This window comes from Pseudarthrobacter sp. NPDC058196, from assembly GCF_042882685.1.
In the GTDB taxonomy this organism is placed as follows: Bacteria; Actinomycetota; Actinomycetes; order Actinomycetales; family Micrococcaceae; genus Arthrobacter.
Window position 1 is genome coordinate 276,547 of sequence record NZ_JBHVVN010000003.1, and the last position, 22,846, is coordinate 299,392.

The 22,846-nt window shown below is 67.3% G+C and carries 20 protein-coding genes; 7 read left to right on the forward strand and 13 right to left on the reverse strand.

Annotated elements, in window-relative coordinates; translation table 11 throughout:
• Positions 1-26: 26 nt before the first annotated feature.
• From ACFVVC_RS06300 to mtrA, 3 genes are all read right to left on the reverse strand, one after another.
• Positions 27-1,742, reverse strand: a complete 1,716-nt coding sequence (locus ACFVVC_RS06300) for an LpqB family beta-propeller domain-containing protein (protein WP_387450281.1) — start codon at positions 1,740-1,742, stop codon at positions 27-29.
• The gene (gene mtrB, locus ACFVVC_RS06305) at positions 1,739-3,511 is read right to left on the reverse strand and encodes an MtrAB system histidine kinase MtrB (protein ID WP_387450430.1); all 1,773 of its coding nucleotides are present in this window, start codon (positions 3,509-3,511) and stop codon (positions 1,739-1,741) included. Before mtrB ends, ACFVVC_RS06300 begins: the two co-directional genes overlap by 4 nt.
• A gap of 139 nt (positions 3,512-3,650) precedes the next feature.
• On the reverse strand, positions 3,651-4,325 hold the full coding sequence (mtrA, locus tag ACFVVC_RS06310) for an MtrAB system response regulator MtrA (protein WP_387450283.1): 675 nt from the start codon (positions 4,323-4,325) through the stop codon (positions 3,651-3,653).
• Positions 4,326-4,504: 179 nt separating this feature from the next.
• Here mtrA and ACFVVC_RS06315 point away from each other — a divergent pair, with 179 nt between their 5' ends.
• Genes ACFVVC_RS06315 through ACFVVC_RS06340 form a run of 6 tightly spaced genes read left to right on the forward strand, consistent with a single transcriptional unit; the run spans position 4,505 to position 10,852 of the window.
• The gene (locus ACFVVC_RS06315) at positions 4,505-5,950 is read left to right on the forward strand and encodes a hypothetical protein (protein WP_387450285.1); all 1,446 of its coding nucleotides are present in this window, start codon (positions 4,505-4,507) and stop codon (positions 5,948-5,950) included.
• A complete protein-coding gene (locus ACFVVC_RS06320; protein ID WP_387450287.1) occupies positions 5,940-6,584 on the forward strand; it encodes a DUF4129 domain-containing protein in 645 nt (214 codons plus the stop codon). The genes ACFVVC_RS06315 and ACFVVC_RS06320 overlap by 11 nt, the downstream gene beginning before the upstream one ends.
• Complete coding sequence (locus ACFVVC_RS06325; RefSeq protein WP_387450289.1) at positions 6,581-7,795, forward strand: DUF4350 domain-containing protein; 1,215 nt, start codon at positions 6,581-6,583, stop codon at positions 7,793-7,795. Before ACFVVC_RS06320 ends, ACFVVC_RS06325 begins: the two co-directional genes overlap by 4 nt.
• Entirely contained in the window at positions 7,792-8,805 is a 1,014-nt protein-coding gene (locus tag ACFVVC_RS06330; protein ID WP_387450291.1) for an AAA family ATPase, read from the forward strand. Before ACFVVC_RS06325 ends, ACFVVC_RS06330 begins: the two co-directional genes overlap by 4 nt.
• Positions 8,805-10,097, forward strand: a complete 1,293-nt coding sequence (locus tag ACFVVC_RS06335) for a DUF58 domain-containing protein (RefSeq protein ID WP_387450293.1) — start codon at positions 8,805-8,807, stop codon at positions 10,095-10,097. The genes ACFVVC_RS06330 and ACFVVC_RS06335 overlap by 1 nt, the downstream gene beginning before the upstream one ends.
• Positions 10,098-10,138: 41 nt before the next feature.
• Positions 10,139-10,852, forward strand: a complete 714-nt coding sequence (locus ACFVVC_RS06340; RefSeq protein ID WP_387450295.1) for a DUF4166 domain-containing protein — start codon at positions 10,139-10,141, stop codon at positions 10,850-10,852.
• A gap of 3 nt (positions 10,853-10,855) precedes the next feature.
• Here the strand turns inward: ACFVVC_RS06340 and ACFVVC_RS06345 are convergent, their stop codons facing one another.
• The 9 genes from ACFVVC_RS06345 to ACFVVC_RS06385 form a co-directional block, all read right to left on the reverse strand.
• Entirely contained in the window at positions 10,856-11,923 is a 1,068-nt protein-coding gene (locus tag ACFVVC_RS06345; RefSeq protein WP_387450297.1) for a hypothetical protein, read from the reverse strand.
• Positions 11,920-12,318 (reverse strand): chorismate mutase, encoded by a 399-nt coding sequence (locus tag ACFVVC_RS06350; RefSeq protein WP_387450299.1) that lies wholly within the window; start codon positions 12,316-12,318, stop codon positions 11,920-11,922. The genes ACFVVC_RS06345 and ACFVVC_RS06350 overlap by 4 nt, the downstream gene beginning before the upstream one ends.
• A gap of 110 nt (positions 12,319-12,428) precedes the next feature.
• Positions 12,429-14,144, reverse strand: a complete 1,716-nt coding sequence (locus ACFVVC_RS06355) for an ABC transporter ATP-binding protein (RefSeq protein WP_387450301.1) — start codon at positions 14,142-14,144, stop codon at positions 12,429-12,431.
• Entirely contained in the window at positions 14,141-15,169 is a 1,029-nt protein-coding gene (locus tag ACFVVC_RS06360) for an ABC transporter permease (RefSeq protein WP_387450303.1), read from the reverse strand. The genes ACFVVC_RS06355 and ACFVVC_RS06360 overlap by 4 nt, the downstream gene beginning before the upstream one ends.
• Position 15,170: 1 nt before the next feature.
• Positions 15,171-16,262 carry an ABC transporter permease gene (locus ACFVVC_RS06365; protein WP_387450305.1) on the reverse strand — a complete coding sequence of 364 codons (1,092 nt, stop codon included), beginning with the start codon at positions 16,260-16,262 and terminating at the stop codon, positions 15,171-15,173.
• Positions 16,263-16,389: 127 nt separating this feature from the next.
• On the reverse strand, positions 16,390-18,024 hold the full coding sequence (locus ACFVVC_RS06370; protein ID WP_387450307.1) for an ABC transporter substrate-binding protein: 1,635 nt from the start codon (positions 18,022-18,024) through the stop codon (positions 16,390-16,392).
• 252 nt (positions 18,025-18,276) lie between these two features.
• Positions 18,277-19,410, reverse strand: coding sequence for a tRNA 2-thiouridine(34) synthase MnmA (gene mnmA, locus ACFVVC_RS06375; protein ID WP_387450309.1), 1,134 nt, complete (start codon positions 19,408-19,410; stop codon positions 18,277-18,279).
• A gap of 158 nt (positions 19,411-19,568) precedes the next feature.
• Positions 19,569-20,798 (reverse strand): cysteine desulfurase family protein, encoded by a 1,230-nt coding sequence (locus ACFVVC_RS06380; protein WP_387450311.1) that lies wholly within the window; start codon positions 20,796-20,798, stop codon positions 19,569-19,571.
• Positions 20,799-20,861: 63 nt separating this feature from the next.
• A complete protein-coding gene (locus ACFVVC_RS06385) occupies positions 20,862-21,527 on the reverse strand; it encodes a helix-turn-helix transcriptional regulator (RefSeq protein ID WP_387450313.1) in 666 nt (221 codons plus the stop codon).
• An 87-nt stretch (positions 21,528-21,614) separates the two neighbouring features.
• Here ACFVVC_RS06385 and ACFVVC_RS06390 point away from each other — a divergent pair, with 87 nt between their 5' ends.
• Positions 21,615-22,058: a hypothetical protein gene (locus ACFVVC_RS06390; protein ID WP_387450315.1), complete on the forward strand. Its 444-nt coding sequence runs from the start codon at positions 21,615-21,617 to the stop codon at positions 22,056-22,058.
• Here ACFVVC_RS06390 and ACFVVC_RS06395 read toward each other — a convergent pair.
• Positions 22,028-22,723: a hypothetical protein gene (locus ACFVVC_RS06395; protein WP_387450432.1), complete on the reverse strand. Its 696-nt coding sequence runs from the start codon at positions 22,721-22,723 to the stop codon at positions 22,028-22,030. The genes ACFVVC_RS06390 and ACFVVC_RS06395 overlap by 31 nt on opposite strands.
• Positions 22,724-22,846 lie beyond the last annotated feature (123 nt).

Genomic DNA, 22,846 nt, shown 5'->3' on the forward strand with positions numbered 1-22,846 from the left:
ATCAGGTGGCCGCGGTCCGCCCGGCTTCAGCCAGGAAACGAGGGATCGATCGGGCCTTTGATCTGCGGTGACCAGCCATTGCCCAGGCGCTGGAAAATCCCTTCGCCGGATTGCACGTAAATGTCGTCCGCACCGTTGCCGGCACTGATGGTTACCACGCCCGGCCAGGAGGCAAGCTCTTGCGGCTGGCCGGAGGTGAGGGACAACAGCTCCGGCGTGACGTTTGAGCCTGCTGCCGCCTTCGTCACGGCGAGCGTGGTGCTGTTGACCCAGACTCCCTGGTCGGGATCGGTAGAGGTGACCAGGGTGATGGGCGCCGTCAGTTCTCGCGGGGTGCCGTCGCTGCCGCGGATCACACCGGCCACCTGCACCTTGGATTTGCCGTTCTGTTCCGAGATCACCAGGGCGCGGACGCCGTCGCGCGAGATCCGGAATTCCTTCACCGTGCGGCCGGCAAGCCACGACGGCGCCAGTGTCACGGAGGGGACGGGGGCCCCTTCCGCCACTCCGCCGGGGCGGAACGCCACCACCTCGGTTGCCCCGGTGGCGCCGGGGCCCGCCGTCCATACCCAGTCGTAAATGCTGAAGGACGGACGGCTGAGGGTACTCCGGGTGGTCAGGGCGCGCGCGGGCTGCCCCGGGCTGATGCTGTAGAGGGTGGTGCGCCCTTCATTGAGGAACGCGGCAGCCTGGGACACCGGTGATTCTGCGGGGAACCGGGGGTTGAGGGCCGAGACAGGCTGCATGTCGGGCAACGGGGAAATCCGGTTGTTTTCATACCGCACCAGTTCGCCGCCACTGATGGCGATCTGGCGGGACGGCACCGTCTTATCCAGCACCGGGGGAAGAACCGAACCGTTGTCCTCCACGCGCACCAGGTCTTGGTTGGCACGAAGCTCCACATTGACCACATCAGGCTGGGTGCGGAACGTCAGGGTCAACTGCATTTGCATCCGGAGCCGGTCTTCGGCTGATGTTTCCGTCAGCTCCTTTGCCGTCAAATCAACCTGGGCTGCTCCGGACACCACCGGCACCGATTCACGGGCCAGTTTGATCCCGGATGGAAAGGCGCTCACGACGGCGCCGCGAAGGTAGGGAGCGGGCCCGGCGAGGAGGGCGCTGGTCATGGACTTGACCGTCTTGTTCTTGAGGAACCACCGGACGTCGGGGACGGCGTAGGTGAACGTGGGGTCATAGAAGTAGATCGGGTAGGCGCCGTAGATCACCTTGAAAGTTTCCTCGGCAATGGCGGTCCCATCCGGGATCGCGGAAATCCGCCATTCGCCGTCCACCTGCGTCACGGTGACGGGAATCCGTTCCACCGTTCCCGGCGGTGACTGGGTGGCAATGCCGTCGGCGTCCACTGTGTAGGCGACATCGAGCTCATAGTTGTAGGCGTTTTCGGTGCCGGTCGGCACCACCCGCGCTTCCCGGTACACCAGTGCCCGTTTGTCGGGTTTCCAGGACACCGCCGATGCCTGGGTCAGGTACTGGCGGGCTACGGCGTAGTCGTCCTCGTAGCCGCTGCCTGCCCGGTAGAAGTAGTCGATGATCGTCTCCGGTGAGGCGCCCGGTTGCGGCGCTGCCGGAAGGAACACCGGGGCACTGACATTGCCGGCGCTGCTTTCGCTGCTCTTTCCCACTGGCCCGGACGTCGGGATCCGGGCACACCCGGACAGGAGGACGATCAGCAGCGCCAAGAGTGCCGCGGGGTACTGTGCGTGCCGTCCGCGCCGGGTCATGGTGTCTCCTCGGGGCCCCGGGACGGAGCGGGCCTGGCGGCATCTGTCTGCAGCACCAGCATGTTCTTGTTGTCCTGTTCTGCGGGGATGCTCCCTGGCGCTCCCGGGATGGTGACGTCCCTGGGTTCGAGCTGCACGGGTGACTCGGTGATCCCGCCGTCCTGGCGCAACGGCAGGGTGAGCCGGAAGTTCGCCCCGCTGCCCTTCCGGCCCCAGGCCTGCAGCCAGCCGTGGTGCAGCTTGGTGTCCTCCATGGCGATGGAAAGGCCCAGTCCGCTGCCTCCCGTCGTCCGGGCGCGGGCCGGATCCGCCCGCCAGAACCTGTCGAAGACGCGGGCAGCCTCTGCCGGGTCCATCCCGATGCCGTGGTCCCGCACGGAAACGCCAACAGCCGTCTCGTTGGCCGCAACCGTCACCGTCACCGGCCTGCCTTCGCCATGCTCCACGGCGTTCAGGATCAGGTTCCGCAAGATCCTGTCGATCCGGCGGGCATCCATTTCCACCACCATCGAGCCTTCCGGGGCCGCGAAGATGATGTCCGAGCCGTATTCGGCGGCCACCGGGGCCGCGCCTTCGATGACGTGCGCAATCACTTGGAGCAGGTCCTCGGGTTCGGCGTCCAGCACCGCCACGCCGGCATCGAAGCGGCTGATCTCCAACAGGTCCGAGAGGAGGGACTGGAAACGCTCCACCTGGTTGTAGAGCAGTTCCGCCGAGCGCTTGTTGATGGGGTCGAAGTCGTCGCGCGCGTCGTACAGGACTTCGGCCGCCATGCGCACGGTGGTCAGGGGTGTCCTCAGTTCGTGCGAGACGTCGGAGACAAAGCGCTGCTGCATCTGGGAGAGGGTGGCCAGCTGGGTGATTTGTTCCTGCAGGCTGGCCGCCATGTGGTTGAAGGAGGCGCCCAGGCGGGCCACCTCGTCCTCGCCCCGGACCACCATGCGTTCCTGCAGTTGCCCGGCGGCCAGCTTCTCCGACACCATCGCGGCATGGCTGACCGGGCTGACCACGTTGCGGGTGACGTACCAGGCGACGGCGCCGATCAGGAGCACCAGGACCGCGCCGCCTGCCCACAGGACGCTTTGGATCTCATTGAGCGTCTGCTGTGCGGTGTTCAGGTCGTAAATAAGGTACAGCTCATAGACGGTGCCGTTGAAGGTCACTTTGTTTCCCACGGCGATTCCGGGCCGGTCCTCGGTGCCCACCGGAATCACGGTGGACGCCCAGAACTGTTCCTTGCCCGATTCCTGGACTGCCTTGCGCAGGTCGGGCGGGATGACGCTGACAGTAAGCTGGTCAGAGGCGCGCGACTCCACCCACCGGTTGCGGGGTTTGGTCTGGTTGGGCATCGCTTCAAAGACGTAGCGCCGCTGGATGACCGATCCCCTGCCCTCCACCGCGCTGAGCGTGTCCGACACCAGGGTGATCACGCTGGACTGGTCGGTGACCTGGGCGCCGTCGAACGTGTCCTGCACCTGCTTGACGTTATAGCGGGTCTCCGACTCCGCCTGGGTCAGCCGCTCCTGGAAGAGGTTGTTGGCAATCTGGTTGGACAGGTAGGCGCCAACCACGGCAAATGAGGTCACGACCAGCATCAATGTGGTCAGGACCGTCCGGAACTGCAAGGAGCGGCGCCAGCGCTTTTGCAGGGCCCGGCCGAGGTACCGGACGCCGGGAAGGAAACGCACCACACCGGTCCGCACCAGCCTGACCACGCGCAAGGCGACGATCAGGGCGCGCCGCTGCCAGATCCTTGCGCGGAACACCATGTGCGGCAGGCCGGGAGGTGTGGCTTCGGCAAGCCCGGGGGCGCCCTGCCCGGCGCTGCCGTGCTGTCCGGCGCCGGGCTCCGGCGCCTCCCCGGAGGTCGCGAGGCTCCGCTCAGGTCCCCCGTCCTGCGCGGCGGGGTCAGACCCCTGCTTTGTAGCCGACACCACGCACCGTCAATACGACTTCCGGGGCTTCCGGGTCCTGCTCGATCTTGGACCGCAGCCGCTGGACATGGACGTTGACCAGGCGGGTGTCGGCGGCATGCCGGTAGCCCCAGACCTGCTCCAGCAGCAGTTCCCGCGTGAAGACCTGCCAGGGCTTGCGGGCCAGGGCCACCAGGAGGTCGAATTCCAGCGGCGTCAGCGAGATCCGGTCGCTGCCCCTGCTGACGGTGTGGCCCGCGACGTCGATGGTGATGTCCGCGATCCGAAGGGTTTCGGGCGCCTTCTGGTCCCCGGGGCGAAGCCTGGCGCGCACGCGTGCCACCAGTTCGGCCGGTTTGAAGGGCTTCGGCACATAGTCGTCAGCGCCGGACTCAAGCCCGCGGACGACGTCGGAGGTATCTGATTTTGCGGTCAGCATGACGATGGGCACATCCGATTCGGCACGGACCTGGCGGCAAACTTCAATGCCGTCAATGCCGGGAAGCATGAGGTCAAGCAGGACCAGGTCCGGCCGCGAAGACCGGAAGACGTCCAGCGCCTGGGCGCCGTCGGCGCAAAAGACAGGCTCGAAGCCGTCATTACGGAGGACAATTCCAATCATCTCGGCCAGCGCTTCGTCATCATCTACAACCAGAATGCGTGCCTTCATAGTTATATATTCCCTTATCAAGATGGCTTTGTCCTGTTCAGCGGCTCCGGCATGGCGGGGCACTAGGCGGTCCGACGCCGGAACTATAGTCTTGGGGTCATGCCCCGCGCTGCCGGCGGGCACCTTTCCACGAGGCAGCGCGCGGGCATCAGGCGTACTGGTATTGGGGGAGGAAATCAGTGTCACCACAGGAGTCGGAACCCGGCGGGCCCCGGCAGGGGCGGCCGGACGAGGGATCTGACGACGCCGGATCAGGCTCCGGGACCGGCCCCGTGCCGCCGGGCTGGCAGCAGCCGTGGGAACCACCTGCAGGCCGGCAGCCGCCGGCAGGGCAGCAACCACCTACCTGGGGAGACCGGCCGTCGTGGCAACAGCCGTCCCCGCCGCCGCCCCAGTGGCAGCAACAGCACGGGCAGCAGCCGGGTTCGCCGGACCAGGGCAGCCCTTACCCCGGCCAACCACCCTATGCCGGCCAACCTTATGGGGCGCCCGGATATGGCGGCCAGCCGCATTATGGGTCCCCCTACCCGGGCGCCCCCTATGGCGCCCCACCCTACGGTCAGCCGCGCTACGTCGCTCCGCCCAAGCCCGGCATCATTCCCTTGCGGCCCCTGATGTTCGGCGAGGTCCTGGACGGTTCTTTCCAGGCGATGCGCCGCAATGCCAAGGCAATGGTGGGCGCCGGCCTCCTGACCCAGGCCTTGGCAGCGGTCATCACCGCTGTGGTCACAGCCGTGAGTGCGTCGTCGGCTGTATCCCTCGCAGGGTGGGCGCGCACTGCCACCCGCGGCGATATGGCGTCCATGGCCATCGGGCTGATGGCAGGCGCCGCCGTGGTGAGCATCCTGTCCGTGTTCCTCTCCGCTGTCCTCCAAGGTGCAATGGTGGTGCCCGTGGCCCGGGCGGTCCTGAACCGCCCCACCGGGTTCCGTCGGATGATGTCTCTGGCCCGGCCCCGGATCGGAGCACTGTGCGGGTTGGCTGCGCTGCTGGTCGCGGCGGCAATCGCGGCCATGGCGGTGCTGGCTGTCATCCTGGCGCTCTTCTTCACCAACGTTCGTGGCGCCGCGTCCCTCTTTGCCTTTCCTTTGGTCCTGGGCATCGTGGCCCTCTTCGCCTGGGTGGGCATTAAGGTCATGGTGGCCCCAGCCGCCGTCGTTATTGAAGAACTTGGCGCCTTCGCCGGGCTTCGGCGGTCCTGGGAGCTGACCCGGGCCAACTGGTGGCGGATCCTGGGCATCACCCTGGTGGTGTCCATCCTGGTCGGCGTGATCAGCCAGGTGGTCCTGATCCCGGTGAGCTTCCTGCCCGCTGTCTTGGCCGGCGTCGTCTCGCCGCACGGCGGCAGCGGACAAGACGCGACGCTGGCCGTGGTCCTGGGCATCGTCACCGCCGTTGTCGGCGCCTTGGTCGGCGGGGTGGGCTTCGCCTTCCAGACCTCCGTTATGGCCTTGCTCTACATGGATTTGCGGATGCGCAAGGACGGCCTTGACATCACCTTGCTGCGCCAGGCAGAGACCGGGGCGGATCCGGACGGCATCCCGGGCCGGGAGCCCCGCCCGGGCACCAACACCCCGTACCCCGGGCAGGGAGCGGCGCCGGGAGCCTGGCCTTATGGCCGCTGAGCCGCCGGTGCTTCCAGGCGCCGAAGAGGCACGGCGCTGGGCGGCTGAGGAACTGGCCAAGCCGGAATACCGGGAGGCCGCCCCGTCCTTGCTTGACACCCTGTGGCGGAACTTCCTGGACTGGCTGCAATCCCTGGACGGATCGCGGGGGGACGCGCCGGCCATCCCCGGCATTGCCATCGCCATTGTCATTGCCGCGATCATCGCGGCCGCCATCATCCTGGCGCGGCCCCGCCTGAACGCCCGCACCCGGCAGTCCAAGGACGTCTTCGAGCTGGAAAACTCCCTTGCGGCCGCGGACTACCGCGCCCGCGCGGACGCTGCGGCCGCGGCGGGAAACTGGGGGGAAGCCGTCGTCGACCGCTTCCGTGCCGTGGTCCGCCACGCTGAGCACCGCACGGTACTGGACCCTCAGCCCGGCCGGACGGCGGACGAAGTGGCACAAGCGCTGTCCGTCCAGTTCGCTGCCGAAGCCGGGCCGTTGCAGTGGGCGGCGGCCACCTTTGACGGGATCCGCTACGGAAGCAGGCCGGCGGGCAGCGGGCAGTACCGGGAGATGGTGGGACTCGATACCAGGCTGGAGGCCATGAAGCCCGCCTCCGCCGGTTCCGCCGGCACGGTGCCGGTGCCATGACCGGGCTTCCAACGGCGAGCGCCGGCAACACGAACACACCAAGGTCCGGGGCGTCCGCCGTGCAGGCGCCGCACCGCCGCGGGCCCTTCGCCTGGATCCGAAACCACCGCGGCCTGGCGGCGGCGGCGGCTGTGGTGGCCGTCGCCGCGCTGGCACTGGTCATTGGAACGCAATTGGCGCCCAAGGGCGACACCGTTCCCCTGTCCGTCCACAATGCCGGACCCAACGGCGCCCGGGCGCTCGCGCAGATTCTCGGCCGCCATGGTGTGGACGTCCACACGCCCGGCCGCTTCGATGCGGCGCTGGCCGACCTCCGGGCCGGCTCCTCGCCCACGCTGCTGCTCTATGACCGGAACGGCATCCTCGGCAAACCCCAGCTTGCGGCCCTGGTGGCGGCGTCGGACCGTGTGGTGGTTATCTCCCCCAGGCTGGACACCCTCGCCGCCTTGGACGCCGGCATCCACCAGGCCGGCGTCGTGCCTGATGCCTTCCCGGTCCTTGACCCAAGGTGCGCCCAGGCGGACGCCAACGCCGCGGGCCAGGTCACCGGCCAGGGGGGATTCGTGTACGACGGCGGCACCACCTGCTACCGGGCAGCGGGAACCGCCGGGATGCTCGCCGTCAGCGGCGACCGGCGCACCGCAGTGCTGGGAAGCGCGGCCGTCCTGGGGAACGACAAACTCGACAACCTGGGAAACGCCGCGCTGGCGGTCAGGCTGCTCGGCGCCTCGCCGGACCTCGTCTGGTACCTGCCCTCGCTGGAGGACGTTACGGTGACCGGCCATGGGAAGACGCTCGATGACCTGGCACCGGGTTGGGCACGGTTCCTGGGGACCTGGCTGCTGCTGGTGGCAGCGACGGTAATCGTGTGGCGGGGCCGCCGGCACGGGCCATTGGTATTCGAGCCCCTGCCCGTGGTGGTCAAGGCGGTTGAGACCGCGGAAGGACGCGCCAGGCTCTACCAGGACTCGCGTGCCGTGGACCAGGCCCGGGACAACCTGCGGGCCGGGATGCTGACACGGCTTTCCGGGAAGCTCCGGCTTGGCCCCGGCGCAGAAGCCGAGGACATCATTGCCGCCGCGGCCCGGCTCCTGGGCAGGGACCCCGCCGCGGTGCGCATGCTGGTGAACGAACGCCCGGCAACCGAAGCCCGCCTGGTGGCCTGGTCACAGGCCATGGACAAACTCGAGAAAGAGGTCATGACCCAATGAGCGAACACAGCAGCGGCCCGCAGGTCCTTAACTCAGTGGGCGGCGGCAATTCAATGGACGACGACGCTGCCAGGCAGTCCCTCCTTGCTGTCCGGCAGGAAGTGGCGAAAGCGGTGGTGGGCCAGGACGCAACTGTCACGGGCCTCCTGATCGCCTTGCTTGCGCAGGGGCACGTGCTGCTGGAAGGCGTCCCGGGCGTGGCCAAGACCCTGCTGGTCCGGGCGTTGTCCTCGGCCTTGAGCCTGGACACGAAGCGCGTGCAGTTCACCCCGGACCTGATGCCGGGCGACGTCACCGGCTCGCTGGTCTACGACGCCCATACTTCCGAATTCAGCTTCCGGGAGGGCCCGGTGTTCACCAATCTCCTGCTCGCGGACGAGATCAACCGGACGCCGCCGAAGACCCAGGCCTCGCTCCTGGAGGCAATGGAGGAGCGGCAAGTGTCCGTGGACGGCCGGGCCCGGCGGCTGCCGGCACCGTTCCTCGTAGCCGCCACCCAGAATCCGGTGGAATACGAGGGGACCTATCCGCTGCCCGAGGCACAGCTGGACCGGTTCCTGCTCAAGCTCAGCATGCCGCTGCCGCAGCGACAGGACGAAATCGAGGTTATCCGGCGCCACGCGGCGGGGTTCGATCCCCGCGACCTGGCGGCCGCGGGAGTGCAGGCGGTGGCCGGTGCGGAGGACCTGGAACGGGCGCGCGAGGCAGTGACCCGGGTGGCTGTCGAACCTGAAATCATTGGCTATATCGTGGACCTGGTCCGGGCCACGCGGAGCGCCCCGTCATTCCACCTTGGCGTCTCCCCGCGCGGTGCCACCGCCCTGCTCAACACCTCACGGTCCTGGGCGTGGCTCTCCGGTCGCCCCTTCGTCACCCCTGATGACGTCAAGGCGCTGGCACTGCCCTGCCTGCGCCACCGCGTGGCGCTGCAACCTGAGGCACAGATGGACGGGGTTCGGGTGGACGATGTCCTGGGCAGCATCCTGGCGTCCGTTCCCGTTCCCCGCTGATGGCCATCTCGGGTCGCTTCGTCGCACTGGTGCTGCTTGGCCTTGTCCCGGTGCTCCTCGTCCCTGGCTGGCTGACCGTCCTGGCCACCGTGGCCCTGCTGGCGGCCTTGGCGTGCACGGACCTGGTGTTCGCCGGGTCGCTTCGACGGATCAGCCTGGTGCGCCCGGCGCCGGAAAACGTGACACTGAATAACCAGGCGAACGCGGTGTTCACGGTCCGCAACGACGGCAGCCGGGCGTTGCGGGGCTCGGCCAGGGACGGTTGGCAGCCTTCCGCCGGCGCCCGGAACCCGGTGCAGGACATCGACGTACCGGCGGGCGAAAGCCGCCGGTACACTGTCCGGCTTCAACCCGTCCGGCGCGGGGACCTCACAACGCCGCACGTGACCTTACGTTCTTTCGGCCCGCTTCGCCTTGCCGCCCGCCAGCGCACCATCGATTGCCCAGGCTCGCTGCGGGTCCTGCCGCCCTTCCATTCCCGCCGGCATTTGCCCTCAAAGTTGAGGAAGCTGCGCGAACTCGACGGCAAGGCTGCCGTCCAGATCCGCGGTGCCGGCACCGAGTTCGACTCCCTGCGCGATTACGTCCGGGGCGACGACGTCCGCTCGATTGACTGGCGCGCCACCGCCCGCCGCTCCGCGGTGGTGGTCCGCACCTGGCGCCCGGAGCGGGACCGGCGGGTGGTGATGGTCCTTGACACCTCCCGGACGTCCGCCGCAAGGATCGGCGACGAGACCCGCCTGGACACCGGGATGGAAGCTGCGCTCCTGTTGGGCGTGTTGGCAGAACGGGGCGGCGACCGGGTGGACTTCGTCGCGTTTGACCGGCGGACCAGGGCACGTGCCGCGTCCGCGGGTCAGGGAAACATCCTGGGCAGGCTGGTGCAAGCCATGGCCCCGCTCGAAGCGGAGCTGATCGAGATCGACTGGCCGGCGGTCCCGGCGCAGGTCAGGGCCCTCTCGGCGCATCGGTCCCTGGTGGTCCTGCTGACGTCACTGGACGGCGGAGCACCGGAGGAAGGCCTGCTTCCGGCCGCCGAACGGCTGGCCAGCCAGCACGTTGTGGTGGTGGCCGCCGTCCGCGACCCCCAGCTGGGCACGATGCTCCACGATCGAAGCGATGCCACCGGCGTGTTCCGGGCGGCCGCGGCGGAGCGCGCCCTCCTGCAGCGCGCAGCCCTGACCGCCGAGTTGCGGCGTCATGGTGTGGAAGTAGTGGACGCTGAACCCCATGAGCTGCCGCCGCGGCTCGCGGACATGTACATCCGGCTCAAGGCTGCCGGTAGATTGTGAAACCGGCGCCAGCCGTCCATCACAAGCAACAGGAGGCCACCATGAACGTCCCCATCTACCAGCAGGCCCTGGGCGCAGGGTTTTCCCGCCTGCAGCCCGAACTGCAGGAGTACTTCTCCCTGGCCCCGGGATCCGGGCAGTACGGCGTGGGCGAAGGAACCTTCGACGTCGTGGGCTGCCGCCAGCGGTGGCTGCGCCTTTTGCTGCGGCTGACCAGCGGCGAAGAAGCTTTCTTCCCCGAGTACGGTGAAAACGTCCCGTTCCGGATCGAGAACCATGCGCACCAGGATCCGTTTGGCCGTTCCAGCCTGACCGCACGCCGGGAAATCCGTTTCCCCGGGCGCACCAGGCTCTTCCAGGACACCACCAGCGCCACCACGCGCGGTGGCGGCACCCAGCTGGTGGATTACGTCGGCCGGTACCGGCGCCTCGTGACGGACCTTAACCTGGCCGTCACCCCGGAAGGAAGGCTGCGCGGCGTATCCGAGGCTTCGCGGCTCTTCCTCGGCCCGCTCCGGGTTCCCCTTCCCCGGGCCTTGGACGCGAAAGCGTACGCGGAGCAGTGGTGGGACCCGGCTGAAGGCCCCCATGGGCGGCACCGTATCCAGGTGAAAGTGATCCAGCCGCAGATCGGCCTGGTCCTGGTGTATGCGGGGGCCTTCGACTACGGGCTGCGCCCCTACTCGGGCGGCAGCTCCGCGCAGAGCTTCCTCCCCCGCTACGCCCAGCCGGACCGTTGGGAGAACAGGGTCTGAGCCTTAACCCAGCACCCGCTGGTTGAGCCCGTCCGCCACCTGGGTGAGCCTGCCCAGGACCGCCGTTGCCTGTGCCGGGGTGAGTCCTGCCAGTCCAGCGGAGGGCGTCACCCGCACGGCGCTGAGCTGCTGGGCGGGAAGGCCCAGCTGGCGCCAGGGACGCCATAGCGATTCCACGCAATCGGCCACCCGAGGGAGCGTGCCGCCGGAGGCCTCCACAGCACCGGCCCAGAAATGCTTGCCTGCCTCCACCGCCCCGGCGAGCTGTTCCCATTGCTTGTTGGTCAGGGCCTTCAACGGCAACGCAATGCCGTCGGCCCCAGCGGAAAGAGCCAGCTCTATGGGCGCTTCGATGTCCGGTACGGACACGACGACGTCGGCGGCTCCGGCTGCACGGAGGGCGTCCAGGACCAGGCGCCAGGCCTCTCGTGCTTCGGAAGCCGCGATGGCCCGGAGGGTGCGGTATCCGCTGGCCGTGGGAATGGTCCCGGCCAGCACTGCCGTGATCGCAGGCTCGTCCATCTGGACCACCAGTCGGGTGCCCGGTACCGCTGCGGCGACCCGGCGAAGGTAGCCGCCCACCCCGGCGGCCAGGGAGGCTGCGAGGTCCCGGCGGGCGCCGTGGTCCAGCAAGGCGCGTTCGCCGTTGTGCAGGTGCAGGCCCGCAGCAAGGGTGAGCGGTCCCACGAGTTGGATCTTCAGTTCCCGGGCCGAAACGTCTTCGGCGCCGGCGACGTCGGCCAGCACGTTCAGGTCGGTGGACAATGCCGAGGCCGCCCGCCGCATGTCTTTGCCGGGACGGTCAACAATCCGCCACCCGTGGGGCTGGACATCCACTGCCAGGTCCTCCAGGAACGATGCGGTACGGCCCAGGGCGTCGGATCCAACGCCGCGGTCCGGCAATTCGGCCAGGAAAGGCAGGTGCGGGCTGCCAAGTTCACCGCGGATGATCCAGGCGGCTTCGAGCGGGTCATCGCCGGGCCACGGGCCCAGGCCGGTCGCTGTGACTTCCTGCGGCGCAGCAACGTCCGGCTGCGGGCGCCGTCCGGGTTGGTGCTGTTCCCGGCTCACGCCAGTGCTGAGCTGTGGGGGTTGGCTCGCGCTGAAGCCTGGTGGTCTTCGGCGATGGCCTCGTGGTGGCGGATAACCTCGCCGATGATGAAGTTGAGGAACTTTTCCGCGAAGGCTGGATCGAGGTGGGCGTCCTCGGCGAGTCGCCGCAGCCGTGCGATCTGGGCTGCTTCGCGGCCGGGGTCACCGGCGGGCAACCGGTGGGCGGCCTTCAGGAAGCCCACCTTCTGCGTGGCCTTGAACCGCTCGGCCAGCAGGTACACCAGTGTGGCATCGATGTTGTCGATGCTGGAACGGATGGACAGCAGTTCAGCCATCACCGAATTATCCACGTGGCCTGCCAGGGAACTGGCGGATGGATCAAAATCGTCTGAGCCGGGGTTGTGCTGCGTCATGGTTCCAGTCTATGGGAGCCGCCTGAATCGACGCGGGTGTGAAGCGCCGGTGCCGGCTGACAGCCGGCACCGGCGCCCTCAGCTCCTGCCTGTGGGAGCCCCGGACAGGCTCAGATGCCGAGGAGTGCCCGGTGTTCCTCCCGGCGTTTGGCCTGTTCGTCCGGGTCCGGCACCGGCAGCGAGGCGATCAGGCGGCGTGTGTAGTCATCGCGCGGGTTGCCCATGACCTGGCTGCCGATCCCCTGTTCCACCAGTTTGCCCTTGTACAGCACGCCCACCCAGGAGGACAGGATGTCCACCACGGCAAGGTCGTGGCTGATGAACAGGCAGCCGAAGCCGAACTCCTCCTGGATGTCCTTGAACAGCTCCAGGACCTTCGCCTGGACCGAAACGTCCAGGGCCGACGTCGGCTCATCCGCAATCAGCAGCCGCGGATTCAGGCTCAGTGCCCGGGCCAGCGATGCCCGCTGCCGCTGGCCGCCGGAGAGTTCGTGCGGGTACCTGCCGGCGTACGACGCCGGCAGCTGCACCGATTCCAGCAGCTCGCCGACGCGCTTGCGCGCCTGCGCCTCGCTTGGCCGGGTGTGGATCAGCATGGGCTCCGCGATGCAATCCCCGATAGTGAGTTGCGGGTTGAACGAGGCGGCGGGGTCCTGGAAGACGAAGCCGATGTCCTTGCGGAGCGGTTTGAACGTGCGTTCGCGCAGGTTCAGCATTTCGTAGCCCAGGACCTTCAGGCTGCCTCCGGTGGTACGGTTCAGCCCGGCGATGGCCCGTCCGATAGTCGTCTTGCCGGATCCCGATTCCCCTACGAGGCCGAACACCTCGCCCCTGGACAGAGTGAAGCTGACGCCGTCCACTGCCTTGAAGGCAGGTGTCCCCAGCCGTCCCGGGTATTCGATCACCAGGTTCTCGGCGGACACCAGCACTTCCCCGTCCTGGTGCGGGCGTTCGGTGAGGCCGGCCGACGCCGAGTTGCGGCCCAGGTGCGGCACGGCGGCGAGGAGGTTGCGGGTGTAGTCCTGGCGGGGTTCGGCGAACAACGTCTTCGACGGGGCTTCCTCGACAATGTCGCCCCGATACATCACCACCACCCGGTCCGCGAGGTCGGCCACCACGCCCATGTTGTGGGTGATCAGGACGATCGAGGTGCCGTACTTGTCCCTCAGGTCCCGGAGGAGTGCGAGGATCTCCGCCTGTACCGTGACATCCAGGGCCGTGGTGGGTTCGTCGGCGACGATGAGGCCAGGATTCAGCGCCAGGGCGGCCGCGATCACCACACGCTGTTTCTGGCCGCCGGAAAATTGGTGCGGGTAATAGTTGACGCGGTGTTCGGGGTCCGGGATCCCCACCTTGCGCAGGGCTTCGATGGCCCGTTCCTTGGCTTCCTTCGCGGATACCCGCCCGCTGCCGTCTGCTCCGGCATGGGCCCGGATACCCTCGGCAATCTGCCATCCCACCGTGAAGACGGGATTGAGGGCGGTGGAGGGTTCCTGGAACACCATGGCCACATCGCGTCCACGGATCTGGCGGAGCCGCCCGGGGCTGAGGCTGATGACATTGGTGCCGTTGATCAGCACCGCGCCGGAACTCATCGCTGTTTCCGGCAGCAGCCCCAGGATGGTCTTGGCGGTGACCGTCTTTCCGGAACCGGACTCGCCCACGATGGCAAGGACCTCGCCCGCTTTGACGTCGAGGCTGACATCCTTGACGGCGTACACCTCGCCGCCGTCCGTAGCGAACGTGACCTGCAGGTGGTCGATCTCCAGCACCGTTTTGCGGTCTTGTTCCTTGTGGTCCGAAACGGACCCTAAGTTTTCGGTCACGGGTTGCTCAATTCTGTTTCAGTGCCGGGTCCAGCTGATACGGCAGGTGCAGCCGCGGCAGGTGCTTTGCGGCTGATCCGCTTCCGCCCGCGCAGGCGCGGATCGTTGAGGTCGTTGATGCTTTCGCCCACGAGTGTCAGCCCGAGGACTGTCCAGACGATGGCAAGGCCCGGGAACAGCCCGGTCCACCAGATCCCGGACGTGGTGTCGGCGAGCGCCTTGTTCAGGTCGAAGCCCCATTCCGCAGCCGAGCTGGGTTCGATGCCGAAGCCCAGGAAGCCCAGCCCGGCCAGAGTGAGGATGGATTCGGAGGCGTTGAGGGTGAAGATCAGCGGCAGGGTGCGGGTGGCGTTGCGGTAGATGTGCCGGGTCATGATCCGGATGTTCGAGGCGCCCACCACCTTGGCCGATTCGACAAAGGGCTCTGCCTTCAGCCTGATGGTTTCGGCCCGAATCACCCGGAAGTACTGCGGGATGAACACGACGGTGATGGAGATCGCGGCAGCCAGGACTCCGCCCAGGAGGCTGGATTGGCCGCCGCTGATGACGATGGCCATGACGATCGCTACCAGCAGGGACGGAAAGGCGTAGATCGCATCGGCGACAACCACCAGGATGCGGTCCAGCCAGCCGCCGATGTAACCGCTCACCAAGCCGAGGATGACGCCGGCGAAGATGGAGAGGATTACGGCGACGATAATGACCAGCAGTCCGGTCTGGGTGCCCCAGACCACCCGCGAGAGGACGTCATAACCGCCAACGGTGGTGCCCAGAAGGTGCTTGCCGCCGGGGGCTTGCTGGGTGGGGAAGTTGCCGTCAGCATCCGAGAGCTGCGCGAAGCCGAACGGCGCCAGCAGCGGAGCAGTCAATGCTGTGAGCAGGAAGATGCCCGTGAGGACGAGCCCCACCACCAGCATGAAGCGTTGCAGTCCGACGCTCTTGTTGAAGTGGGAAACAACCGGCAGCCGCCGGAAGAAGGATGCCCGCGGGTTGGCCACGGGTTCCAGGGTGGTCTCGGCAGTCATGTCAGTACCTCACGCGGGGGTCGATCAGCGCGGCGATGATGTCCACGATGAAGTTGGTGACGGCGACGATGACGGCCAGCAGCACCACGATGCCCTGGACGGCGACGAAGTCGCGCGCCGTGAGGTAGTTGGCCAGCTGGAATCCGAGGCCTTTCCACTCAAAGGTTGTTTCGGTGAGCACGGCCCCGCCGAGCAGCACGGCGATCTGCAGGCCCATGACCGTGATGATCGGGATCAGCGCCGGCTTGTAGGCGTGTTTGGTAACCAGTCGATATTCGCTGACGCCGCGTGAGCGGCCCGCCTCGATGTAGTCCTTGCCGAGTGTGCCGATGACGTTGGTCCGAACCAGGCGCAGGAAGACCCCTGCCGTCAGGAGGCCAAGGGCCAGCGCCGGAAGGACGGCATGGGACATCACGTCGCTGAGGGCAGCCATGTTTCCGCTGCGCAGGGCGTCCAGCCAGTAGATCCCGGTGGGGGCTTCCAGGGCAGTGAGGGACAGCTCGGTCCTGGTGCCGGCGCGCCCGGCCACCGGAAGCCAGCCCAGCCAAACAGAGAACACCAACTTGAGCAGCATGCCGGCGAAGAAGACCGGGGTGGCGTAGAACAGGATGGCCAGGACTCGGAGCACCGCGTCCGGCAGGTGGTCACGACGGTGGGCGGCGATCATCCCCAGCGGAATACCGACCACCAGGGCGACGATGATGGCGTTGATGGCCAGCTCCAGGGTGGCGGAGCCGTAGGTGGTCAGCATCTCGGTGACCTTGCGGTTGTCCGAGAGCGTAGTGCCGAAGTTGCCCGTGACCAGTTGCCCCAGGTATTCGAAGTACTGCAGAAGCAGCGGCCGGTCGTAGCCGGCGGCGTGGATGCGTTCCTGCAACTGCTCCGGCGGCAGCCGGCCACCCATGGCGGCGGTAATGGGGTCGCCGGTGATCCGCATGAGGAAGAACACCAATGTGACGAGGATGAGGATGGTAGGGAAGATCAGCAGGAAGCGGACCAGGATGTACTGGCCCAGCCCTCCCCCTGCCGCTTTTTTCTTGGACGGAAGGAGCGCGTCCGCATCACTGGGCGGCGCGTCAATCAAAGTTGTCATCGGTACCTGGATTCGTGGTGACCGGGAGCCAGCATTCCCCTCGTTGCTGACTGATGACCGGCAAAAGGCGGGACACCATTGTGGCGTCCCGCCTCCGGCCCGTCAGAGCCCGATGGGGGTTGACTGCTTACTTGGACAGCACGCCAAGGCGTGTCTTGAAGGAGGGGTCAAGGGTCTTCTCGACACCCTTGACGTCAGCTCCCGCCACCAGGAGCTGAGAGCCCTGCAGGAGCGGCAGGGTGGAGAGGTCCTTCGCCACTGCCGTCTGGGCATCGCCGATCAGCTTCTGGCGTTCGGTCTTGTCCGGCGTGGTCAGCTGCTTCTGGATCAGGTCCGCGACAGTCGGGTTCGCGTAGTGGTTCTTGAGGAAGTTGCCCGGGATGAAGAACGGCGTGAGGTAGTTGTCCGCATCCGAGTAGTCCGGGAACCAGCCGAGCTGGTAAACGGGGTACGCGTCGGAGGTACGTGCCTTGGAGTACGTCACCCATTCGGTGGACTGCAGGTCCACGGTGAACAGGCCGGACTTCTCCAGCTGTTCCTTGACCATGGCGTATTCGTCACCCGAGGACTTGCCGTAGTGGTCCGGGTTGTATTGCAGCTTCACGGTGACCGGACCGGTGACACCTGCGTCGCTGAGGACCTTCTTTGCCTTGTCCAGGCTCGGCTTGCCGCTGCCGTCCCCGTACAGGTCCTTCATGGGCTGGATGGCGCCGGGCAGCCCATCGGCCACCACGGAGTAGGCGGGAACGTAGGTTCCCTTGTACACCTGGTCCGAGATGGCCTGCCGGTCGACAATGTCCGCCATGGCCTGGCGTACGGCCAGGGCCTTGGCCGGGTTGGCTTCGGGCGTCTTGGCGCCGAACGGCATGGTGTCGAAGTTGAAGACGATGTAGCGCAGCTCGCCACCCGGGCCCTTGTAGACCTTGACCTTGGAGTCCTTGCCAAGGTCGGCGGCGTCCGTGGCGGTGATGCTTCGGCCGGCAACGTCGATGTTGCCGCCCTGGACGTCCAGCTTCAGGTTGTTGGAGTCGGCGTAGTACTTGATCACGGCGCTGTCGTTGGCCGGCTTGCCGAGCAACCCGTTATAGTCCGGGTTGCTCTTGAGGCTGACGAGTTCGTTCTTCTTATAGGAATCGATGGTGTACTGGCCGGCGAACGGCTTGGCAGCAACGATGTCTTCGTCGCTCATCACCTTGTCGGCGGGGAAGACTTCCTCATCCACGATCGGGCCGGTGTTGGTGCCAAGGACGCTGGGGAAGACCTGGTCATTACCTGCCTTGAGGTTGAAGACCACCGTGGTGTCGTCTTTGACGTCGACAGATTTGAGGTTCGAGAGGAGGGACGCCGGTCCGTTGGGATCGTTGATCTTGAGGACGCGGTCGTAGGAGAATTTCACGTCCGAGGCAGTCAGCGCGTGGCCGTTGGCGAACTTCAGGTTGGGCTTGAGCTTCACGGTGAACTCGGTCGGTGACGTGAAGGACGCGGACTCAGCGATGTCCGGGCTGACCTCGGCCGAACCGGGCTTGGAGTTCATCAGGAAGGGGTAGACCTGGTTCATCACCAGGAAGGAGCCTGCGTCATAGGAACCGGCGGGGTCGAGGGTGACGACCTTGTCCGTCGTTCCGAAAGTAATGGCTCCGCCGCCGGCACTGCCGGTGGACGTTCCCCCGCCGCCGGAGGGCCCTGTGCAGGCTGTCAGGGCCAGGGCGGAGATGCCTGCCAGCGCGATGGCGCGGTGCAGGGCCGTTGTGCTCTTGATCATCTGTGAACTTCTTTCCGATGAGTACGCGCACGCCCGCGGTCACAGGTTGATGGCCCCAGACGCCGGCGTGCAGTGCTGATCCCTAGATTCAATCAGAGAGTCAGCCCTCGAGACGGCCATTTCTGTGAGTTGAAACACAATATTTTCTCAATAGTTACCCGGCGGTCCGCAGCGGAAATGCGCATGGCACCGACCTTGGGCACAGCAAAGCACCGCCACGGTGGAACCGTGGCGGTACCGGAAACGGCAGGGTTACAGCGCGGCCCGCTGCAGGGACCGTGCGGCGTCGATGGTGGCCTGGCCCAGTACGCGGCTGCCTTGGTACAGCACCACGGTCTGGCCCGGGGCCACACCGCGCAGCGGTGCCTCAAGCCGGACCACCAGTTGGCTGCCGGCAGCGCCGTCCCGCGCCGGCTCCATCCATGCTTTGGCAGGTACGGGATCCCCGTGCGCGCGGACCTGGGCGTGGCAATTGAACTCCGCCCCTGAGTCCACCTCGGAAATGGGAAGCCCCGCCCAGGAGACCTTGATGCCGCGGATCTCGTCGATGGCGAGCAGGGCTTCGGGACCCACAACCACCTTGTTTTCCTTGGGCCGGATTTCCAGGACGAAGCGGGGCTTGCCGTCCGCCGCCGGGGTGCCAAGCTTGAGTCCGCGCCGCTGGCCCACCGTGAAGGCGTTGGCTCCCGGGTGCTCCCCCACCTTGGCGCCGGACTCGTCCACGATGTCACCGGTGGTCATCTCGATTTTCTCGGCGAGCCAGCCGGCTGTGTCGCCGTCGGGAATGAAGCAGATGTCGTGGCTGTCCGGCTTGTTGGCGACTGAGAGGCCCCGCCGTTCCGCTTCGGCGCGGACCTCGGCCTTGGACGGGGTGTCGGCCAGGGGGAACATGGAGTGCTTGAGTTGTTCGTGCGTCAGGACACCCAGGACGTAGCTCTGATCCTTCGCCCAGTCGGCTGCGCGGTGGAGTTCCCGGTTGCCGTCAGCGTCCTCGATCACCTTGGCGTAGTGGCCGGTGCAGACGGCATCAAAGCCCAAGGCAATGGCTTTCTCCAGCAGGGCTGCGAACTTGATCCGTTCGTTGCAGCGCATGCAGGGGTTGGGAGTGCGGCCGGCGGCGTATTCGTCGATGAAGTCCTGGACCACGTCTTCCTTGAAGCGCTCGGAGAAATCCCAGACGTAGTAGGGAATGCCGAGGACGTCGCAGGCACGCCATGCATCCCGGGAGTCTTCGATGGTGCAGCAGCCTCGGCTGCCGGTGCGCAGGGTTCCGGGCATGCGGGACAGGGCAAGGTGGACGCCGACGACGTCGTGCCCTGCCTCGACCGCGCGGGCGGCGGCAACGGCGGAATCAACTCCGCCGCTCATGGCTGCTAGTACTCGCATGCTGGCTTTCTGTTGGGGGATGCTGTCTTACCGGGGCCCGGCGGCAGTGCCGGGCGGCGGAAACGATCTTCGCCTATCCATTCTACGGACCTGCGCAAATCGCCCCTCGGCGGGGATTTCCAGCGCAAACCCGTCCAGGGCACCAGGGCCCCACCGGATCAACTGCCGTGCATCGCCTGCCGTGCCACGGTACCGGCGGTTTGAATGCTGGACTCGTGCCCTGCCATTCCGGCTTGGCGTGCACGCGAATAAGCCTTGGGCAGTGCGGCAAGCAAGGCATCGACGTCGGCCTCGGTGGAGGTGTGTCCCAGGCTGAACCGCTGGGCACCCCGCGCGGTTTCCTCGTCCAGGCCCATGGCCAGCAGCACGTGGGAGGGCCGTGGCACGCCGGCGGTGCAGGCCGAGCCGGTGGACGATTCGATCCCCGCCAGGTCCAGGAGGAACAGCAGCGAATCCCCTTCGCAGCCAGGAAAGGTGAAATGCGCGTTGCCCGGCAGCCGGCCGTCGCCCTGCGCGCCACGGAGGACGGCTTCGGGAACCCGTTCGCGGACGCCGTCCACAAGGCGGTCACGCAGTGCAGCAATCCGCGCCGATTCCCCGGCGCGCGCTGCAGTAGCGGCTTCCGCGGCGGCGGCGAAAGCCGCGATTGACGCCGTGTCCAGCGTCCCGGAGCGGACGTCGCGTTCCTGCCCACCGCCATGCTGCACGGGCGTCAGCTTGACCGAGCGGCCCAGCAACAGCGCGCCCACACCGACTGGGCCGCCAATCTTATGGCCGGAAATGGACATTGCGTCGAGGCCGGATTCCTTGAAGTCCACGGGCAGGGAGCCGAATGCCTGGACAGCGTCGGAGTGGACCGGCACGCCGGCCTCATGGGCCAGCTCCACGATGCGGCGGATGGGCTGGACGGTGCCTACTTCGTTGTTGGCCCACATCACGGTCACCAGTGCCACGCTGCCGGGGTCGCGCGCCAGCTCCGCCTCCAGGATGACGGGATCCACCACACCCTCGCTGTCCACGGGCAGCCAGGTTACGTCCGCGCCCTCGTGGCGTTCGAGCCATTCGACAGTGTCCAGCACCGCGTGGTGCTCGACGGCGGAGCAGAGGATGCGGCGCCGCCTGGGGTCCTCGGCCACGCGGGACCAGTACAGGCCCTTCACGGCAAGATTGTCCGATTCGGTGCCGCCGGAGGTGAAGATCACTTCTGACGGGTGTGCCCCCACGGCCGCAGCAATGGTCTCGCGCGCGTCTTCGACGGCACGGCGGGCGCGGCGGCCGGAACCGTGCAGTGACGACGGGTTTCCGGTGCGCGCCAGTTCACGCGTCAGGGCGGTGAGGGCCGCACCGGTCAGCGGCGTGGTGGCGGCGTGGTCGAGGTAGGCGGGCACCGTCCAATTCTAGCGCCGACTGCCACGGCGGCCCCGGCCCCGGGAAGCAGCCCCGGGCACGGCTCATGATGCGCCGGTGATCCTCGCACAGCAGTGGCCGGGAAGGTCGACCGATGCCACCCGGTCCCCGGGGTCGCCGCATCCGGCTGCTGCTCCCCGCAGGAATGCGCCGTTCATGTCGCATACTACTGACGCGTGCCGGCTGGAAAGGCGGTGGAAGGGGCAGTTGGGCAGCAGGTAGCCGCCCTCGCCGTCGTCCTGGGGCCGGTAGCCGGCCTGGGCCAGGAAATCCCCTATGCTTCCGGCGGCTTCGGCCAGTTCGCGGCCCTTCCGGAAGGCGGCTGCGCGCAGCGCCTCACCCGCCGGACCACTCCCGGCCTCGGACGCCTCGATGGCGGCCGCCATCAGCTCCCCGGCCAGGTCATAGTTGCGGTCCGGTACCGTCGCCCCCACTTCCCCTGCCGCCCGCCGGTATATCTTGGCCGGCCGGCCTGACCCCGGCCCAGCCTTTCCGGATGCCTTGCGGAACTCGACAGCCAGCAGCCCGTCCTGGACCAGCCTGTCCAGGTGGAACGAGACCGTGCTCCGTGCCATGCCTACGGATTCGGCCACCTCGTCCCGGCCCACCGGCCGTGGGGAGGCTGCGACCAGTTCGAAAAGCTGCAGCCGTTTGGCGTCCGCCAAGGAGGCGACGGCTGCAATCCTGTCCGCCCAGGGAAGTCGATACACGGGTCCACCAATCCATAGTCAGGATCTCTTGATTATAGAACATCGGCTTTCTAAAATTGGCTTACCTACTTTTAGAAGGAGCACATCATGAAACCAGCATCGGCAGTGCGCGCATACCATGCACCGGCCACCGAGTCGGCGACGCGGCAGGCCTTCCTGCTGCTGCGCACTGTCTTTACCATCGCCCCGATCCTGTTCGGCCTGGACAAGTTCACGAACATCCTCACCGACTGGACCGTCTACCTGGCACCCCAGGCGACTGCCCTGGTGCCCCTCTCCCCACGAACCTTCATGGACGTGGTGGGTGTCGTGGAGATCATCGCGGGCATCGCGGTGGCAATCCGCCCCCGCTTCGGCTCACTCCTGGTGGCCGCCTGGCTCGCAGGGATCATCGTCAACCTGCTCCTCCTTGGAGGCTTCTACGACGTGGCCCTGCGTGACTTCGGCCTCCTGGTGGGCGCGCTGGCCCTCAACCGGCTCTCGGCTGGCAACCACCAGGCTCAGGCCGACGGCGGCACTAAAGGCATGTAGCGCGCCACATCCTTGCGGGCGGCGGCGAGCGACCCCGGATCCGGGCAGGACACCGAGACATAGGCCGACGAACCCGCGGTGCCGAAGACCCTGGCAAGGACCGCAGTCGATCTTCCGCCGTGGGCGGCCGGTTCCAGCACGAGGACCTCGACGCTCTTACCGGGTTCTTCGACGCTGCCGCCCCACTGCATCGTTCCCGTCGTCAAATACGAGGGCTGGATGGTGGCATCCAGGTACTGGAACAGGGCCACCGTGGACTCACGGTCGTCCCCGCGGACCAGCGGGCCCTGTCCGGTACTGACCCGGGCCGCAACGACGCAGCCGTCAGCCTTGGCGAATTGGCTTGCGCCGGACACGTCCTCCGTGACCGGCTTCCACCCCGGCGCACGCTTCAGCTCATCAGAGATACCTACCGGGACGCCCGGGGCCAGGGTGCCCCCGGCCGCAAAAGGCAGGTCCCGGGCTGCCACTGCTGCGGCGTCGTGGCCCGGGGTGATCGTCGGGGTCGACAGGACGGGCGTGCTTGGCGGCGCTTCCGGGGCGGCAGGGTCACGGACATCCACGCTGCAGCCGGCCAGCAGCACAGCCCCCAGCCCGGCTACGGCCAGCAGCACCCCCAGGCGCCATCCCCGGCCTGCCGGCCGGGCCGTCGTCGGCAAATCCATTTCCACCCCGCTGCATCCCCTTCAGCCAGTGTTCGGCTGTGCATCCACGAGTCTAGACTCCGGCGGCAGGGAACCTGCGCACCCCGGACGCTCGTTGTCAGTGCAGGCCAGCCATCCGCGCTG